The 16,979-nt window shown below is 61.5% G+C and carries 21 protein-coding genes; 19 read left to right on the forward strand and 2 right to left on the reverse strand.

Going from position 1 to position 16,979, the window contains the following annotated elements:
• Positions 1-42 precede the first annotated feature (42 nt).
• The 7 genes from HHA01_RS06385 (at position 43) to nfsA (ending at position 6,507) form a co-directional block, all read left to right on the forward strand.
• The gene (locus HHA01_RS06385; protein ID WP_141318876.1) at positions 43-936 is read left to right on the forward strand and encodes a HalD/BesD family halogenase; all 894 of its coding nucleotides are present in this window, start codon (positions 43-45) and stop codon (positions 934-936) included.
• Between the two features lie 51 nt (positions 937-987).
• Positions 988-2,235, forward strand: coding sequence for a M24 family metallopeptidase (locus HHA01_RS06390; protein ID WP_141318878.1), 1,248 nt, complete (start codon positions 988-990; stop codon positions 2,233-2,235).
• A 185-nt stretch (positions 2,236-2,420) separates the two neighbouring features.
• Positions 2,421-3,290 (forward strand): glycine betaine ABC transporter substrate-binding protein, encoded by an 870-nt coding sequence (locus tag HHA01_RS06395; RefSeq protein ID WP_141318880.1) that lies wholly within the window; start codon positions 2,421-2,423, stop codon positions 3,288-3,290.
• Between the two features lie 180 nt (positions 3,291-3,470).
• Positions 3,471-4,169 (forward strand): DUF4396 domain-containing protein, encoded by a 699-nt coding sequence (locus tag HHA01_RS06400; protein ID WP_141318882.1) that lies wholly within the window; start codon positions 3,471-3,473, stop codon positions 4,167-4,169.
• A 9-nt stretch (positions 4,170-4,178) separates the two neighbouring features.
• Positions 4,179-5,102 carry a metallophosphoesterase gene (locus HHA01_RS06405; RefSeq protein WP_141318884.1) on the forward strand — a complete coding sequence of 308 codons (924 nt, stop codon included), beginning with the start codon at positions 4,179-4,181 and terminating at the stop codon, positions 5,100-5,102.
• A gap of 35 nt (positions 5,103-5,137) precedes the next feature.
• On the forward strand, positions 5,138-5,674 hold the full coding sequence (locus HHA01_RS06410) for a GNAT family N-acetyltransferase (protein ID WP_141318885.1): 537 nt from the start codon (positions 5,138-5,140) through the stop codon (positions 5,672-5,674).
• Between the two features lie 95 nt (positions 5,675-5,769).
• A complete protein-coding gene (nfsA, locus tag HHA01_RS06415; RefSeq protein ID WP_141318887.1) occupies positions 5,770-6,507 on the forward strand; it encodes an oxygen-insensitive NADPH nitroreductase in 738 nt (245 codons plus the stop codon).
• A gap of 102 nt (positions 6,508-6,609) precedes the next feature.
• Here the strand turns inward: nfsA and HHA01_RS06420 are convergent, their stop codons facing one another.
• On the reverse strand, positions 6,610-7,164 hold the full coding sequence (locus tag HHA01_RS06420; RefSeq protein WP_141318889.1) for a TetR/AcrR family transcriptional regulator: 555 nt from the start codon (positions 7,162-7,164) through the stop codon (positions 6,610-6,612).
• Positions 7,165-7,252: 88 nt separating this feature from the next.
• Here HHA01_RS06420 and HHA01_RS06425 point away from each other — a divergent pair, with 88 nt between their 5' ends.
• The 7 genes from HHA01_RS06425 (at position 7,253) to HHA01_RS06455 (ending at position 13,757) form a co-directional block, all read left to right on the forward strand.
• Positions 7,253-8,443, forward strand: a complete 1,191-nt coding sequence (locus tag HHA01_RS06425) for an MFS transporter (RefSeq protein ID WP_141318891.1) — start codon at positions 7,253-7,255, stop codon at positions 8,441-8,443.
• 26 nt (positions 8,444-8,469) lie between these two features.
• Complete coding sequence (locus HHA01_RS06430) at positions 8,470-9,144, forward strand: hypothetical protein (RefSeq protein WP_246053832.1); 675 nt, start codon at positions 8,470-8,472, stop codon at positions 9,142-9,144.
• 374 nt (positions 9,145-9,518) lie between these two features.
• On the forward strand, positions 9,519-11,153 hold the full coding sequence (locus HHA01_RS06435; RefSeq protein WP_307725343.1) for an MFS transporter: 1,635 nt from the start codon (positions 9,519-9,521) through the stop codon (positions 11,151-11,153).
• A gap of 131 nt (positions 11,154-11,284) precedes the next feature.
• Complete coding sequence (locus tag HHA01_RS06440; protein ID WP_141318893.1) at positions 11,285-11,962, forward strand: type 1 glutamine amidotransferase domain-containing protein; 678 nt, start codon at positions 11,285-11,287, stop codon at positions 11,960-11,962.
• 311 nt (positions 11,963-12,273) lie between these two features.
• The gene (locus HHA01_RS06445; RefSeq protein WP_141318895.1) at positions 12,274-12,816 is read left to right on the forward strand and encodes an OsmC family protein; all 543 of its coding nucleotides are present in this window, start codon (positions 12,274-12,276) and stop codon (positions 12,814-12,816) included.
• A 274-nt stretch (positions 12,817-13,090) separates the two neighbouring features.
• Positions 13,091-13,381, forward strand: coding sequence for a nucleotidyltransferase family protein (locus tag HHA01_RS06450; protein WP_174787721.1), 291 nt, complete (start codon positions 13,091-13,093; stop codon positions 13,379-13,381).
• Positions 13,374-13,757: a HepT-like ribonuclease domain-containing protein gene (locus tag HHA01_RS06455; RefSeq protein ID WP_246053833.1), complete on the forward strand. Its 384-nt coding sequence runs from the start codon at positions 13,374-13,376 to the stop codon at positions 13,755-13,757. The genes HHA01_RS06450 and HHA01_RS06455 overlap by 8 nt, the downstream gene beginning before the upstream one ends.
• Before the next feature lie 14 nt (positions 13,758-13,771).
• Here the strand turns inward: HHA01_RS06455 and HHA01_RS06460 are convergent, their stop codons facing one another.
• On the reverse strand, positions 13,772-14,767 hold the full coding sequence (locus tag HHA01_RS06460) for an ion transporter (RefSeq protein WP_141318897.1): 996 nt from the start codon (positions 14,765-14,767) through the stop codon (positions 13,772-13,774).
• A gap of 136 nt (positions 14,768-14,903) precedes the next feature.
• Between HHA01_RS06460 and HHA01_RS06465 the strand changes: the two genes are divergently transcribed.
• The 5 genes from HHA01_RS06465 to HHA01_RS06485 all read left to right on the forward strand — a co-directional run bounded on the left by HHA01_RS06465 (position 14,904) and on the right by HHA01_RS06485 (position 16,979).
• On the forward strand, positions 14,904-15,206 hold the full coding sequence (locus tag HHA01_RS06465; protein WP_246053834.1) for a type II toxin-antitoxin system RelE/ParE family toxin: 303 nt from the start codon (positions 14,904-14,906) through the stop codon (positions 15,204-15,206).
• A gap of 14 nt (positions 15,207-15,220) precedes the next feature.
• Complete coding sequence (locus tag HHA01_RS06470; RefSeq protein ID WP_141318899.1) at positions 15,221-15,535, forward strand: HigA family addiction module antitoxin; 315 nt, start codon at positions 15,221-15,223, stop codon at positions 15,533-15,535.
• An 18-nt stretch (positions 15,536-15,553) separates the two neighbouring features.
• Positions 15,554-15,904, forward strand: coding sequence for a VOC family protein (locus HHA01_RS06475; RefSeq protein ID WP_141318901.1), 351 nt, complete (start codon positions 15,554-15,556; stop codon positions 15,902-15,904).
• A 103-nt stretch (positions 15,905-16,007) separates the two neighbouring features.
• Positions 16,008-16,349 carry a DUF427 domain-containing protein gene (locus HHA01_RS06480; protein ID WP_141318903.1) on the forward strand — a complete coding sequence of 114 codons (342 nt, stop codon included), beginning with the start codon at positions 16,008-16,010 and terminating at the stop codon, positions 16,347-16,349.
• Positions 16,350-16,487: 138 nt separating this feature from the next.
• On the forward strand, positions 16,488-16,979 hold the full coding sequence (locus HHA01_RS06485; RefSeq protein WP_141318905.1) for a DUF3291 domain-containing protein: 492 nt from the start codon (positions 16,488-16,490) through the stop codon (positions 16,977-16,979).

Consider the following 16,979-nt stretch of genomic DNA (forward strand, 5'->3'; position numbering starts at 1 on the left):
TATCCAAGGGTTACCGATACCAACACCTCAGGAGGGCTCCCGATGAATGCCACCGACCATGGCCTGGCCAATGCCGCGGCCCTGGACCTTTCCGATATCGTCGACACCGAACGATATCCCTTGCACCGGCCCGATGACCCGGGGCTGCTCGAGACCATCGAGACGGCCCGCGCCCATCTGGACCGCGAGGGCTGCGTCGTGCTGCGCGGCTTCCTGCGAGAAGATCGTCTCGAGCGCGTCCGTGAAGAAAGCGCGCGGATGGCCGAGACAAGCTTCTATAACACTCGCGAGGTCAACGCCTACTTCACCGCCGACGACCCCGAACTACCCGAGAGTGACCCGCGTCGGCTGTTCATGACGCGTACCAGCGGTTTCGTGACCCGCGACATGATTACCGCCGATACCCTGATGCATCGGCTCTATGTTTCCAGTGCCATGAAGTCGCTGGTGCAGCGTTGCCTGGGCGAGTCGCGCATCTATGAGTATGCCGATCCCTACGCCGGCCTGGTGCTCAATGTACTGCCGGACGGCACCGAGCAGCCGTGGCATTACGATACCAACGAATTCATCGTCACCATGATGACTCAGCAGCCCGAGGACGGCGGCGTCTTCGAGTACTGCCCCAATATTCGCAACCCCCGGGACGAGAATTATGACGGCGTGGGGGCGGTGATTCGCGGGGAAGAGACCGAACGCGTTCAGCGGCTCGACCTGCGCCCGGGCGATCTACAGCTGTTCAAGGGGCGCTTCAGCCTGCACCGCGTGACCCGTGTGCAGGGCGACACGCCACGCCTGACAGCGATCTTCGCCTACTCCCAGGCGCCCGATGTCGTGGGTCGACTGGAGCGTACTCGCCAGCTCTACGGACGGGTCTCGGAGCAGCACATGCTGGCCGAGGAACGCCGCGAGAAGCGCACCGACGGCCTGATCGACTGACCAGCGGGCCAGCATGGCCCGGCATGACGATATCCCAACGAGGAGAAAGCGATGAAAATGGACCTGGCGTCCCTGGGGATCCTGCCGCCCACACAGGACCCGGCTGACTGCGAACCCGCCGCCGACGAGATTCCGCGCATCCTGCTGGACCGGCTAGGGCGCGTTCGTGCCGAGCTGGCCAGGCGCGATATCACCGCCGCGGTGCTGTTCGATCCCGCCCATGTGCGCTATGCCACCGGCTCGCGCAACATGCAGGTCTACAGCTCGCGTAACCCCGCCCGCTACGCCTTCGTACCCGCCGAAGGCCCGGTGGTGCTGTTCGAGTTTTCCGGCTGCGAACACCTGGCCAGCCACCTGCCCACAGTGGATGAGATCCGCCCGGCCAAGGCCATTTCCTACTACTTCAACGAGAAGAACACCGAGGCGGTCACTCGTGCCTGGGCCGACGAGATCAGCGAGCTGGCGCGCCACTGTGGTGGCGGCGAGCGCATCGCCATCGAGAGTGCCACGCCGCAGGCGGCCTTCGAGTTGCAACGTCGCGGTTACCGGGTACTGGATGCCCAGGAGCCTCTGGAGATAGCGCGTGCCTACAAGGTACCCAACGAAATCAAGATGGTGCGCTCGTCACTGCGTGCCGTGGAAGACGGCGTGCGCAAACTGGAGGCCAGTATTGCGCCGGGTGTCAGCGAGAACGCGGCCTGGGCCAAGCTGCATGAGCACATCATCGCTACCGACGCCGACTTCGTCGAAACGCGCCTGATGAACTCCGGGCCACGGACCAACCCCTGGTTCCAGGAATGCTCCGACCGGATCATTCGCGACGGCGAACTGGTCGCCCTGGACACCGACGTGGTGGGTCGATACGGCTACTATGCCGATTTCTCGCGTACCTTTCTGTGCGGTGATGGCGAGGCCAGCCCGGCACAGCGCGATCTCTACAAGCTGGCCTATGAGCAGATCCGCACCAACATGGAAAACCTCAAACCCGGCGTCAGCTTCAAGGAATATGCCGAACGTGCCTGGCAAATACCTCCCGCCTACCGGGCACGACGCTATTTTGCCCTGGCGCACGGTGTAGGCATGAATGGCGAATACCCCTACATCGTTCACCGCGAGGACATCGACGACAAGGGCTACGACGGCATCATCGCGCCGGGCATGACGCTCTGCGTGGAAAGTTTCATCGGCCATGAAAATGGTGGCGAGGGCGTCAAGCTCGAGGAGCAGCTCTACGTGCGCGACGACGGTCGCGTCGAACTGCTCTCGGATTATCCCTTCGATGCCCGGTTGATCGGCTAGCTCGACCCAGGGTCGGTCGTCGGGTCGGCGGCATTCCCTTTTCTCATGGCAGGCATTCTCAATCCAAGGGCGGGAAATGGGGGAGACCTTGTTACTATCGAAACCCCATAAGCCACTATCCATAAACATGCGAAGCATCGACAGAATCACGCAATAACGGAGAGAAAATTCAAATGAAGTTTCATATGAAGACCGTCTCATCCGCACTACTGGCCTGTGCCCTTATTCCGGCGAGCCAAGGCCTCATGGCCCAGGACAAGGAACTGGTCATCGGTACCAACAACTGGGCCGAAAATATCGCCGTCGCCAACATGTGGAAGATTCTGCTGGAGGACGAGTACGGCTACGATATTGAACTCTCCAATGTCAGCAAGAATGCGCTCTACGCGGCCATGTCCCAGGGCGACATCGACATTTCCATGGAAATCTGGCTGCCGGTTACCGATAAGCCCTTCCTCGAGCCCTACAAGGACGAGCTTCAGGTGCACGACGCCTGGTATGAGGGCACTGGACTGGGACTGGTCGTGCCCAGCTATGTCGAGATTGACACCATCCCCGAGCTCAAGGAGAACGCGGACCAGTACGAGTATCAGGGCAGCCCTTCGATCTTGGGTATCGACAGTGGCTCCGCGATCGCCGGCCTGACCGACGATGCCATCGAGCAGTACGCTTTGCCGCTGTCACAGGTCAACAGCTCAGGCCCCGCCATGATGGCGGCGCTCGACGGTGCCTACGTCAACGAGGAGCCCATCGTCGTGACCCTGTGGAGCCCGCACTGGGCCTTCGCCGAGTACGACCTCAAGTACCTGGAGGATCCCAAGGGCGTATATGGTGTGAATGAAACCATCTATTGGTTTTCGCGCGGCGACTTCTCCAACGACGACCCCTGGCTGACCGAGGTGCTGAACGCCTGGAAGATGGATGACGATACCCTGGGCGGTCTGATGGCGACTATCGAGGAAGTCGGTGATCCCGAGGAAGGTGCCCAGCAATGGATCGATAACCACCGCGACATCATCGATAAGTGGCTGGCCGCCGGCGATAAAACGAACTGATATCCCATCCCCGCGGGGGCTTTCCAGGCCCCGCTGATTTTCGGTCGAGTCTCGCTAATATCTTTCCGGCTAGATGTCACCGGCTCGTGTCCTGCGGGCCGGTGATCTTGTCATGACTGGTAGACTCCAACCAGCTGGTACAGATTGCCTCTCTTCACGCCGTTCTCGGGGGAGTTTTCCATGTTGACCATCGTGTCTCTGATCGGTCTCTTGCTGGGTGTCATGACCTGCTTCGCTATTGCTCTGGATATTCGCCAGCGGCCGCAGCACATGGCGGTGATGAACGTCACCTGGCCAATCACGGGTCTCTACATGCCGGTCTTCGGTTGGTGGGTCTATCGGTCTCTGGGCCGTGCGGCGCTGCCAGTGCCGCATCACGACGATCATCACGTCGCTCATGATCATCCTGAACACCAGCACCATCATGCTGACAAGCCAAAGTGGCAGGGAGTATTCGTCTCGGCGACTCACTGCGGTGGTGGCTGCACTCTGGGTGATTTTGTCGCGGCTCCGCTAGCCACATGGAGTGGCCTGACGTTGTTCGGCTCGCATGTTGGCGGACACTTCCTGCTTACCTTCCTGTTCGCCTATGCCTTCGGCGTGTTATTCCAGTACCTGCCGATTCGCGCCATGAGCCAACTCTCTGTGCGCCAGGCACTGATCAATGCCGTCAAGGCCGATACATTATCTCTGATCGCCTTCCAGATGGGCATGTACCTGTGGATGTTGATAGCTCTATCGGTGTTTCTGGATGGTACGATGCATGCATCTTCCCCAGTGTTCTGGTTCATGATGCAAATCGCCATGCTGGTCGGCTTCATTACCTCGTATCCTGCAAATTGGGCTTTGGTCACACGAGGCATCAAACACGCCATGTAAGGACTTTTCATGTTCGACCTGATCGGCGATATTCACGGCTATGCGGCCGAGCTCGAGGCCCTGCTCGACAAGCTGGGCTACGAAAAACGGGCCGGCGTCTGGCAACATCCCGAGCGGCGCGTCATCTTCCTCGGTGACTTCGTCGATCGCGGCCCGCAGCAGGTCGAGACCGTGAATATCGCCCGCGCCATGGTCGAGGGTGGCCACGCCCTGGCGGTGCTCGGCAACCATGAATTCAATGCCGTGGCCTGGGCGACGCCGGACCCGCAGCATCCCGGCGAATATCTGCGCCCGCATACTGCCAAGAACCGTCAGCAGCACCAGGTGTTTCTCGATCAGGTCGGCGAGGGCAGTCCGCAGCATCGTGCCATGATCGAGTGGTTCAAGACTCTGCCGGTCTATCTGGAGCTCGACGACCTGCGCGTGGTGCATGCCTGTTGGCATCCGGCCAGCCTGGCGGCCATCGCGCCTTATCTCGACGAGCGGGCTGCCCTGCTGCCCGAGGCCTGGGAAACCACCAGCCGCAAGGGCAGTGTCGCCTATGAGAGCATCGAAACCCTGGTCAAGGGGCTCGAGATCCCCTTGCCCGAGGGCATGTGCTTCCACGACAAGGATGGTACGCCGCGTTCGAATGTGCGGATTCGCTGGTGGCGCAGCGACTCGCGGGCCTATCGCGACCTGGCCATGGTGCCGGAGTCGCAGCGCGCCGAACTGCCGCAACAGGAGGTCGCGGCCGATACCCTGCCCGAGCAGGATGGTCGCAAGCCGATCTTCATCGGCCACTACTGGCTGACCGGTGATCCGGCGCCGCTCAGCGAGCAGGTCGTCTGCCTGGATTACAGCGTTGCCGGCAGTGGCGGCGGAAAGCTCTGCGCCTACCGCTTCGAGGCTGGCGAGCCGCTCACCGTCGACCGTTTTGTCTGGGTCACGTAACGTCGGGGCATCATCAGGCAACGCGAGGCAACGGCATGCAGATAGTGGATTACCGGCAGTGTGCGGCCAGTGAACTGGAAGCCCTGTGTTACTCGGTCTTCTCCGAATCGGAGAACGCGGCGGAAGGGCGCATGGTCAGCAAGCTGGTGCGTCAGCTGATCAGTGACACACCCGATCATGACATGCAGGGCTGGGTGGCCGTCGATGACGAGAGTCCCGCCGGGCTAGTCTTCTTCAGCCGATTGCGGGTCGGCGAGCGGCCGGACATCTTCATGCTCTCGCCGCTGGCGGTCGCGACGGCACACCAGCGCACGGGCCTGGGGCAGTCATTGGTCGCGCATGCGCTCGAACAACTGCGGCAGGAGGGGGTATCGATCGTTACCACCTATGGCGATCCTGCCTATTACCGCCGGCTGGGCTTTCAGCCATTGCCGCAAACCACGCTGGCCGCCCCGCACGACCTTTCGTTTCCGGAAGGCTGGCTGGGGCTGTCGCTCACCGAGGAGAGCGTGCCCGAGGTGCCGGGCGACTGCTTCTGCGTCAAGGCCTTCGACGACCCGCTTTACTGGTGACGCCGGCCGTTCGCCGCCACCGGGATGGAAAAACGTAAGCGGGTTAAGTATCTTGGCGATGTCTGCAACATCCGATTGTCCCGACACGAGGCCACATGAACCCCACCATCGAATTGCTGAAGTCCCACCGCTCGGTGCGCAAGTTCCTCGACCAGAAGATTCCCCGCGAGACGCTGCTCGAGCTGATTCGTGCCGGCCAGAGCGCGGCCACCTCCAGCCACGTCCAGGCCTACAGCGTCATCCATGTGACGAATCCGGCCAACCGCGAACAGATCGCCGAGCTGGCGGGCGGCCAGCCCTACATCGCCAGCTGCTCCGACTTTCTGGTCTTCTGCGCCGACATGAAGCGGCCCACCGAGGCCTCCGCGCGCACCGGCGCCGAGGTGACACGCGGCATGACCGAGCAGTTCCTGGTGGCCAGCGTCGATACCGCGCTGATGGCACAGAATGTCGTCGTCGCCGCGGAATCCGAGGGTCTGGGGATCTGCTACATCGGCGGGATCCGCAACAACCCCCAGCCGATCAGCGAGATGCTGCAACTGCCCGACCACGTCTTCCCGGTCTTCGGCCTGTGCCTGGGCTACCCGGACCCGGACAAGCTGCCTGAGGTCAAGCCGCGCTTGCCGGTCGAGGCCGTCCTCAAGGAAGACACCTACACCGAAGACGCGCAGCATGTCGCCACCTTCGACAGCAACATGAAGCTCTATTACCGGGGCCGCAGCAGCACCAACAAGGACACCGACTGGTCGCACAACCTGACGCCGCTGTTCAGCACCAAGGTCCGTCCGCACATGCGCGACTTCCTGCTCAAGCGCGGCTTCGACATGAAATAAGCCAGGCGGCTTTCCATGCCGTGCCGTTGCAGGGCTGTGTCGAGACGCTGCCCTGTGTTGGGTGGCGAAGCCGGGGCAGGGCGTTCGATGATGCCATCGCGATCAGCGCAGCGTTGCGGCGATCCATTGCGCCAGATTGTCTTTGGAGAGTGATTGTGGTGCGTAGGAGAGGCGGTAGGTCAGTGGTGCCATGACGCCGTCCAGCAAGCGCTCGACCGTAGGCAGTGGCGTCTCTCCCCGAGCCTCGGCGCGGGACAATATCAACTGCAGTTGGTGCCGCTGAGCCTGTAGACAACGCTGGCGCTGCTCCAGGCTGGTGCTGCCCAGGGTATCCGCCAGCATCTGTTGACCGGGGGTGGAGGTCATTTCCTCCATGTACTCCCCGGCCCAGGCTATTAGATCGCCTTCCAGAGAACCGGTGTCCGCCACCGGGGTATCAGGCTGGAGCCGTTCGGCGGCCACGTCGGCCAGCAGTTCTTTCAGGTTGCCCCAGCGACGATAAATCGTGGAGGGCGTCACGCCAGCTCGTTCGGCTATCAACGGAACGGACAGCCTGTCCCGTGGCACTTCCTTGTCCAGTGTTATCACCGCCTCATGCACGGCGCGCTGTACCCGGGCGCTGCGTCCGCCCGGTCTCACCGCTGGTTTCTCGACCATAATTCCTCTAACGCAAAATATTTGCTTTAAAGCGTTTTTATCTCTAGGCTCCCAGTATATCGCACATTATTTGCTTTAAGGAGCCTACATGGCCACGACAGTCGACACGGTGGTGGAGAACACTGCCGCGCCGCGACAACTCGTTTTCTACACGCTGGTGACGGTCGCCTTCCTGGCTGCCTCCGGCGTGCCGACGCCGCTGTACCCGATCTATCAGGCCAGTTGGCACTTCTCCACGCCGATGCTGACGTTGGCGTTCGCACTCTACATGTTCGCCTTGCTGCTGGCGCTGCTGACCACCGGCAAGCTCTCCGAGTATCTGGGGCGTCGACCGGTCATTCTGCTTGGGCTGGTGATCGAGATTGCCTCCATGCTGTGTTTCCTGGTCGCGAACGACCTCAATGTTTTGCTGATGGCACGTGCTCTCCAGGGACTGGCGACCGGTATTGCCACCAGCGCACTGGGTGCTGCCATCATCGATACCGATCCCCGACGCGGTCCCATCCTGGCCAGTGTCGCGCCGTTCGTCGGCATGGGGCTTGGTGCCCTGGGTTCCGGGCTGATGGTCGACCTGGCGCCCTATCCCATGCGCCTGGGCTTCATCGTGATGACAGGGCTCTTCATCTGGCAACTGTTCGGCCTGCGGGGCACGCGGGAGAGCGTCTCGCCACGCTCTGGAGCCCTGTCCTCGCTGCGACCGACGGCTCGCATTCCAGCGCCGGTGCGGCCGACCTTTCTGCGCGTGATTCCCGCCTGCATTGCCTCCTGGTCGCTGGGCGGTTTCAGCCTGTCGCTGGGGCCGGTGCTGGCCAAGCAGGTCTCCGGCATGGAGACCGCCATGATCGGCGGCGCCTTGGTCAGCCTGCTCTCGATGATGGGCGCCGTCGGTGTATGGAGCCTGCGTCGGCAGCAGACGCGCAACATCCTGCTGTTATCCAGCATCCTGCTGCCACTGGGGGTGAGCATCGTGCTGATGGGGGTGGCGACTCATAGCATCCTGGCCCTACTGATCGGTTTTACCGTTGCCGGACCGGGCTTCGGGGGCGGCTTCATGGGCGCCATGCGTGCCATCATGCCGCTGGCCCCGGATGGTGGGCGCGCCGCCTTGATGGCCGTGCTGTATGTAGTGAGCTATCTCTCCGCCAGCCTGCCTGCCCTGGCGGCGGGCTTCGCCACCCAGCAGTTCGGGCTGGAGTCGACCGTCTACGGCCTCGGCGGCTACGTCATCCTGCTCTCGTTGATGGCGCTCGGGGGTGTGTTGAAGCAGCGTAATGCATAAGACGCCTCCGTCAGTCGCCAGGAGACGTGGCATACTGTCGGAGCGATAGCGTGGTGAGCGCCGACAAGGCTTACACCCAGGACCCTATTAGAGTGATGAACATGATGATCTATGTGGCGTTTTTGCTGATCTTCGTCGGGGTGACGTTTGCGCTCTATCAGGTGTACAGCGTGCACTACACCCTCAATTTCGATGACGAGGCAGAGCGGCCCGAGCAGGTCAACCGGGACATGAAAACCCTGGTCGAGGCGGCCGGGTCAGGCGTGTCGGGTGGGCCGTCACCCGACTTCGAGGCGGAGGTCAGGCGCCTGTTCGGGCAGGTGGTGAGTGCCCGGTTGGTGCTGACGGCGGTGCATACCGGATGTCTCGAGCCCTTGCTGCGCCGGCGCCGCCGGGTGGAAAACCGTGACGGCCTGATCATCGCCCACCTACCGTTCTGGAAGACGCGGCCTCCGGCTCGCTATCCCCGCGGGCTGATACTCACCTGTCTCATCCTCTGCAGCCTGCTGGCGTTGTTCTGGGGTGGCATGAGCGTGTTCACGCTGGGCTACCCGCTGCAGGGAGCGGGACTTGCCTGGGCCAATCACCTGGGTGTGCTGACGGCGCTGGTCTACGTCTCGGCGCTGCTGGCCTGGGGCGCCGCCAAGCTCGATGGCTATCTGCACGACATTCAGCAGATCGGCCGACTGAGCCGCGAATGACCCACGCCACCGACCTCGAGCGCTGGATGTCGCAGGATGGTCAGCGCATTGCCGCCCTCGAGGCGGCGCGTCACCTCGCGCTGCCGGATTGGTGCCCCATTGCTTGGGAGGTTAGGTTGACGCCGCCCGCTTCCCCCCCATTGAACGTTTGCTGATACCCGCGCTCTGCGGCATGCTTGCGTGGTCTCGATCAGGGCATGGTATCTGAGCTCCTGCTCGCCACGCGCCGCGATGGCCCTGGCGGTCGCGTTGCAAGGGGGTGGGCTAGTCAGGGCCTCCTGGTTTTCGAGCTACAACGAGCGTCCATCGCCACCCGGGCAGGCCCGGAAGCGTGCTGGACCGGCCACTTTCGGGACGCATCAGGCGGGGGTGCCATGAAGTCTCTATCGAGCACAGGATTCGCGATCTTCGGCGCGGCTTTGATCGCCATCACCTACGGTCTGGCGCGCTTCGCCTTCGGCCTTTTCGTACCGCAGATACGCGACGAGCTGGCACTCTCGACCTATGTGATCGGCATCATCGGTTCCTTGCCGTTGATCAGCTTCCTGCTGGCCACTGCCGTCGCACCACTGATCACCAACCGCCTCGGCGCCCGCTATACGGCGGTACTCTCCGGCCTGTTCGGCGTGGCGGGCCTGATGCTGATCAGCCGGGCCGGCGATGCCATGATGCTCGGCTCCGGAGTATTCTCCTGCGGCATCAGCACGGGGCTGATGATGCCTGCGCTGACCGCCGGCATGCAGGCCATCGTCAAACGCTCCATGCACGGCCGCGTCAGCTCGGTGATGAACGCCGGCACCAGCATCGGCCTGATTGTCGCCGTGCCGACGGTACTCTTCATGGTCGGCGCCTGGCGGCTGGCCTATCTCTCCTTCGCCATCTGCGCCGCCCTCGGGGTCATGGCCGCCTGGCTCTTCCTGCCTTCGGTATCGCAGATCACGCCGGCCAACGCGGCGCCCCCGGCCCCCCTGCGCGAGCTGCCCTGGTCACGCCTGATCCGGCTGACCATCTTCGCCTTCGTGATGGGCTTCGTGTCCTCCGCCTACTGGATCTTCGCGCCCGATCTGGTGGTCACCCTGGGCGGTCTGTCCTCGGCCTCCACCGGGTGGCTGTGGCTCGCCGTGGGCATCGCCGGGCTGGGTGGCGCCGTGGCAGCCGACCTGGCCGACCGCAACAACCCGCCCATCACTCATGCGCTGATGCTGATGATGCTCGCCGCCAGCCTGGTGCTGCTGGCCGCCAGCCCCGCGCAGACGGTCCTCGCCACCTTTTCGGCACTGGTGTTCGGCCTGGCCTACATGAGTCTGACCGGCCTCTACCTGATGACCGGCATCCGCCTGCTGCCCGGACGCCTCTCGGTAGGGCCGGTGCTGCCTTTCATGGCCGTATCGCTCGGCCAGGCCACTGGATCGCCGGTCGTAGGCGCCCTGGTGAATGCCTTCGACTACGCCGATGCCTTCTCCATCTTCGCCTCACTGGGCATCCTGGTGGCCATTCTCTCGCCGTTCTACCCGGGCCACATCTACCAGGTGGGCGATGAAGAAATCGTCGAGGAAGACACCGGCCTGCAGGCCGCCTACGATCACCAGCTGCAGAACGAGGAAGGCGAGCCGCTGGAAGACCCCGAGGACCCGCAGGACGACGCTGAGCAAACGGCGGATGAAAACGCTGACAACAACGTCACTCATTCCATCAGCCTGCATCCACACAGCAACAGAGTGAGGGTCTACCACGGCGATACCCTGCTCGCCGATACAGGCGCCGCCATCGAACTCCGCGAGAAGGGCTATCCACCCCGCCACTACATCCCGACAGCGGATGTCGAGATGTCAAAACTCAGCGTCTCCGCGACGGTGACGCATTGCCCGTTCAAGGGCGACAGCACCTACTACTCGCTGCCCGACCTAGCCGATATCGCCTGGAGCTATGACCATCCCAACGACGACATGGACGCCATCGCCGGATATCTGGCCTTCGATGCCGACAAGGTAACGGAGAGGGTGGAGTGAGAAAGGTTGGTGCAGGTCCCAGCGCTATAACACTACAGCGCGGTCTTCCTGGTGATCCACTCCGTACAGTGGTTGACCCGATGATCCGTCGTGCCCTCATACTGGGTCATACGCAAAGACGGAGGTAGTAGATGAAAATCCTGATGGTCCTGACATCGCACGACCAACTGGGTGACACCGGTCACAAGACAGGCTTCTGGCTCGAGGAGTTCGCGTCTCCCTATTACACTTTCCTGGACGCCGGGGCCGAGTTGGTGCTGGCCTCGCCAGCGGGCGGCCAGCCACCCCTGGACCCGAACAGCGATCAGCCGGATGCCCAGACGCCGGCAACGGAACGCTTCAAACAGGATGAGCAGGCGCAGAAGGTGCTGGCCAATACGCTCAAGCTGGACGAGGTCTCTGCTGCCGACTTCGATGCGGTGTTCTATCCGGGTGGCCATGGCCCGCTCTGGGACCTGGCCGAGTCGCGGACCTCGATCGCGTTGATCCAGGATTTCAACCAGGCCGGCAAGCCGATCAGCTTTGTCTGTCATGCACCGGGCGTACTGCGTCACGTCAAGGGCCAGGACGGCGAGGCACTGATCAAGGACCGCCGGATCACCGGCTTCACCAACGGCGAGGAAGCCGCTGTGGGGCTGACCGAGGTGGTGCCGTTTCTCATCGAGGACGAGTTCACCCGCCTGGGAGCGCGATACGAGAAGGGCGACGACTGGGCGGCGTACGTCGTGGAAGATGGCCGCCTGATTACCGGCCAGAACCCCTTCAGCTCGGAAGCGGTGGCTCAGGCTCTGTTGAAGCAACTGGCCTGACAGTGTGCGGCCGGCCAGTATCCTGGCCGACTCGCCGCTGTTGATCATGGATGCACATGACCCGCGCCCGCCCCAGGCGAGCGCGGGTCATTTAGTTATCGGTTGCGCATGGGAAACGACTCTCCCAACGAGACGCCATCGGCCTGTGGACCGGGAATCGGGGTTCGGCACGAGCTGAGCCGTATTTCGGGACTCCAGCCCCATGTTTTGTCGAATTTTCCCGGCCATTCGGGACATCTGCCTTATGCCGTCATGCCGGGCATCTCCCAAACTGGACTCGGGCACACCGAAATTCCACAGGGGGATGCATCATGAACATGTTGAGCGAGCGAGTGGTACCAACGCGCCAGAGGATTCTGCACCAACAGTATCGGCAAGCGCCTGACGAGGCATGGATCCGCGATCACGCGCGGACGGTTCCAGGCGACACTTCAGACCCTTTCCACGGCGAGGTCGAACCGGCCAACAATGCCGGACACTGCTGGGCCTATGGCATTCACCGAGCAGTCGGTGGTGATCACGACGCCCCCAACCCCGGTGACTTGCTGACGTCAGCCCTTGCCGCCTGCCTGCACTCGACGACCGGTATGGTCTCGCAGTGGCTCGAGATGGAACTGGCCGACCTCACGGTGGATGTCAGCGCGGAAGCCGATGTGCGCGGTTCGCTGCGGGTGGACGCCTCCGTTCCAGTCGGTTTTCAGCGCATGCATGTCAGCGTGACCGGGCGGGTGGTCTCCGGGGGCAATGATGCCGCCAGCTTGAAGGCGCTGGCCGGCAGCGCCGAAGCCTGCTGTGTGGTGATGCAAACGCTCAAGCGGGGGACCGACGTGCGCAGCGAGTGGCACCTGAGCTGATTCCGGATGCGCCGCCTTACTTGCTTCGCGATCCACTCAGGCGCAGCACACATCACAGCGCCGCGTTCATCCCTCAACCCGCTGCGAGCGTAACGCATTCCTGCACGCGACGATCGGCATGGTCTCGCAGTAGCTTGCGATGGGGGGGACGGTTTCGCGGTGGTAGGTAGGCAAGGCTGGCTGGGGATTGCCTCTACACCATGCTAGGCTGATCGATACAAGGCCAAGGGGATCAATGCCCTGTAGGCGTGATGTAGGTGGGAGATCGCGGAAGATGAACACAATCCAGGTCCTGCAACTGCTTCGAGATCACATGCCGACCCTGGCCAGTGAATACGGGGTTATGTCATTGGCGCTCTTCGGCTCCATGTCGCGCGATGAAGCGCGAGACGACAGTGACGTGGATATCCTGGTGAGTTTCGATGGCCCCGCCACTTCGGCCCGCTATTTCGGGGTGCAGTTCTACCTTGAGGATCTGCTGGGCCATCCCGTGGATCTGGTGACCGACAAGGCCCTTCGTTCCGAGCTCAGGCCCTATATCGAGTGTGAGGCGCTGCGTGTCTGAGTCTATCCATCAGCGCGAATGGCGCTTGTATATCGAGGACATGATCGGCTTTGCCGAGAAGGTTTTGTGCTACACGGAAGGTCTCGATCTGGACAGCTTTCTCGCTCATGCTCTCACCTATGATGCCACGCTGCGTAACCTGGAGCTGATCGGCGAAGCGGCGACCCAAATTCCAGATGTTGTCCGTCACCAGTATTCGGAAATTCCCTGGCGGATGATCATCGCGACTCGAAATCGCCTTATCCATGCCTATCTGGGGATCGACGACGATACAGTGTGGAGCATTATCCAGGACAACATCGCCCAACTGCTCGAGCAACTGAAGGGTATCAAGACCCAGCATGGCTCATCGGGAACAGACGACGATTTCGTATAGAGCCGACGACGCCCTCACTCGTACTTGTTCTGCCAGCTCTTCACCGCTATCTGATCCTTGAGCAGCTCCAGCATGTCCACCAGCACCTGCTCGGTAATCTGCTCGGTCTGCTGGTCGGTATGCAGCCAGGCATCGAAGCCGCTCTCGGCCAGATGTTCCACCAGCGATGAGAACTCCGCCGAACGCAACCCGGCCAGGGCCTCGTCGATCAGGTGGCAGGCCAGGTCGGATAGGGACCCCTCCAGACTGCGACTCAACTGGCTGCCCATCGGCAGGCGCGAGAGCCGCTTGATCTCGGGGCTCTCCGCCAAAGTACGGCTGATCAGCCCGCGCACATAGCGCAGGGTATCGTCGCGATTTTTGGAGTAGGCATCGCCTGCCATGGCCTCCAAACGCTGGCTCACCTCGCGGATCAGCGCCTGCTTGCGCGGCTCCACCACTCGCTCGATCAGTGGCCCCGAGAGGCCGTCGCCGTTGCGCAGCTCCTGTTGCACGTTATCGAGCATGCGGATGGCGATGCGGTCGGTGAGCTCCTCCATCAGGATATCGACATACTTGGCGGCCACCCGATACAGATACCACTGGCGCACATCGATCAGCCCCATGCGCTGCAGGCGGTGCAGCAACGAGATGACGCGCAGGACACGCAGCAGCCGGAAGCCGCTCAGCGGGATGCAACCCAGCACGTCGTACCAGTGCACGAAGGGGTAGAAGAACCAGCGATGATAGTGCCGCTCGGCGATGGCCACGGCCCAACCCAGCAGCACATCGAGCAGGAAGACCGCCACGAAGGCCAGATCAATGCGCAGGAAGTTGGCATGAATGTGCTGTTCATAGGCCCCGTGCAGGCCCGGCGCCACGGACGCAAAGACACTGTTCAAGGGTGGCAGGAGAAAGAGGCTGTCGAACAGCAACAGCGCCAGATTGGCGACCACCAGCACGAGGATGAACAGGTCCCACACCAGGTGGACCCGCTCCATGGCAGGCGACGTCGTGCGGGTGGCGGGCATGGTACCTCCTTGAATGCGTCGAGATGTCCGTCTACTCCACCAGCCTAGCGCGTCAGCTGGGTGTGTCCGAAGATCTTTCCTCTGGCCGAGTATCCACCAAGGGGATATCGTTCGTTACCACTTTGACGCCTGTCACGTGGCAAGTTACATTTCAGGGATGATCCAATCCTTTGCGGACAAGCGCACTCAGGAGCTTTATTCCAAGGGAGAGTCAAAAAAGCTTCCCTCGGATGTCGCTTCGCGAGCCGCCAGGAAACTGGAGTACGTGAACCTGGCCACGCAACTGGAGGACTTGAAAGTGCCGCCCGGCAATCGCTTGCATCCACTGTCTGGTAAACGGCAGGGACAGCATGCGATCTCGATAAATGATCAGTGGCGCATCTGTTTTCGCTTTGAAGATGGTGATGCGTACGACGTCGAAATATGTGACTACCACTGAGAGAGGTAATGACGATGAGCATTCTCAACACCACCGGTTTGCAGCGCAAGCCGACCCATCCGGGTGAGATGCTGAAAGAGGATTTCATGCCGGATTACGATCTGACGGTTGCTGGGCTGGCTGAATCTCTCGGGGTGTCTCGCCAGTCCATCAATGAGCTATTGCGTGAGCGCCGTGCTGTCAGCCCTGAAATGGCGCTCAGGCTAGCCCGACTGTTCGGTAACACCCCGGAGTTTTGGCTAAATGCACAACGTGCCGTTGATTTGTGGGCGGCAGCCCAGTCGGTCCAGAAAGAGGTGGACCGGATCAAGCCGTTGAGCGCTGCTTGAAAAATGACGAGGTGACGAATGAAGGTCAAGCGCATCATGGCCAACACCGCCACGCAAGATCTCGATAAGGCAGAAGCCTTCTACGGCGGCATACTCGGCCTGGAACTCCTGATGGATCACGGCTGGTTCCGCACCTACGGCTCGGATGAACGCATGCGCGTTCAGGTCAGCTTTGGTGCCGAGGGCGGCTCGGGCACCGACGTGCCTGACCTCTCCATCGAAGTCGACGATCTCGATGCAGCACTGACTCGCTTCGAGCAAGCGCAGGTGCCCATCGAATACGGCCCCGTCAGCGAACCCTGGGGAGTGCGGCGCTTCTACGTGCGCGACCCATTCGGCAAATTGGTCAACATCCTGCAACACGAGTAAGAGACCCCATGGCGCGGGTGAATCAACGGGCCTTGAAAAAACTCGCAGACAATACGTTGGAGTTCTAAGCTAGTTTACAAGCCAACTCGCAGGGGACCTGCCGATGGCCAATCACGCCGCGCCCCGCATCACCTTGCACCCGCACACTCGCAGGGTGTGTATCTACCATGGCGACACCCTGCTCGCCGATACATGCGACGCCCTTGAGCTCCGCGAAAAAGGCTATCCACAACGGCAATATCTGCCGCAACCCGATGTGGATATGTCTAAGCTCACCGTCTCCACTACTGTGACCCACTGCCCCTTCAAGGGCGACAGCACCTACTACTCGCTGCCCGACCTCCCCGATATCGCCTGGAGCTACGAAAACCCCATCGACGAGATGCAGGAAATCGCCGGCCGTGTAGCCTTCGATGCCAACAAGGTGAGAGAAGTGGTGGAATAATAGCGGGAATAGTCATTGAGACCGCCGAGCTTATACCGGTTGAACTCGGAGCAATGGGGGAGCATCGCATAACATTGCCATGCATGCGATAAGCGTGTGCAGGCAACATTAAGCGCTTTCAAGGAGGAAGCTGTAACCATGTATCATATTGCACAACTTAACATAGCCACGTTATTGGCACCGATAGATTCGCCGCAGCTTTCAGATTTCGTCGCGAATCTCGATCGTATTAATGCGTTGGCGGAAGGTTCTCCGGGGTTTGTCTGGCGCTTGCAAACCGAGGAAGGCGATGCCACTGGAATTGATTATTTTGGCTCCGATAAGATCGTGAATCTTTCGCTCTGGGAATCAATCGAAACGTTGCATGATTACGTTTATCGCTCTGCCCATGTTGAGATAATGCGCCGCAAGAAGGAGTGGTTTCACAAAATGGGGGAGGCATATATGGTGCTTTGGTGGGTGCCCGCCGGCCACATTCCGTCAATCGAAGAGGCGGCGCACAAGCTGGAAACCTTGAGAGAACATGGCTCAACCGCGGAGGCTTTCACGTTCAAGCAAGCATTCGCGGTTCCTGGCGAGCAGGTCGGTACGCCAAGCAGAACGTTGAGTGGTGAGTGTCCTGCCACTTAG

The organism is Halomonas halmophila (genome assembly GCF_006540005.1).
Taxonomy (GTDB): Bacteria; Pseudomonadota; Gammaproteobacteria; order Pseudomonadales; family Halomonadaceae; genus Halomonas; species Halomonas halmophila.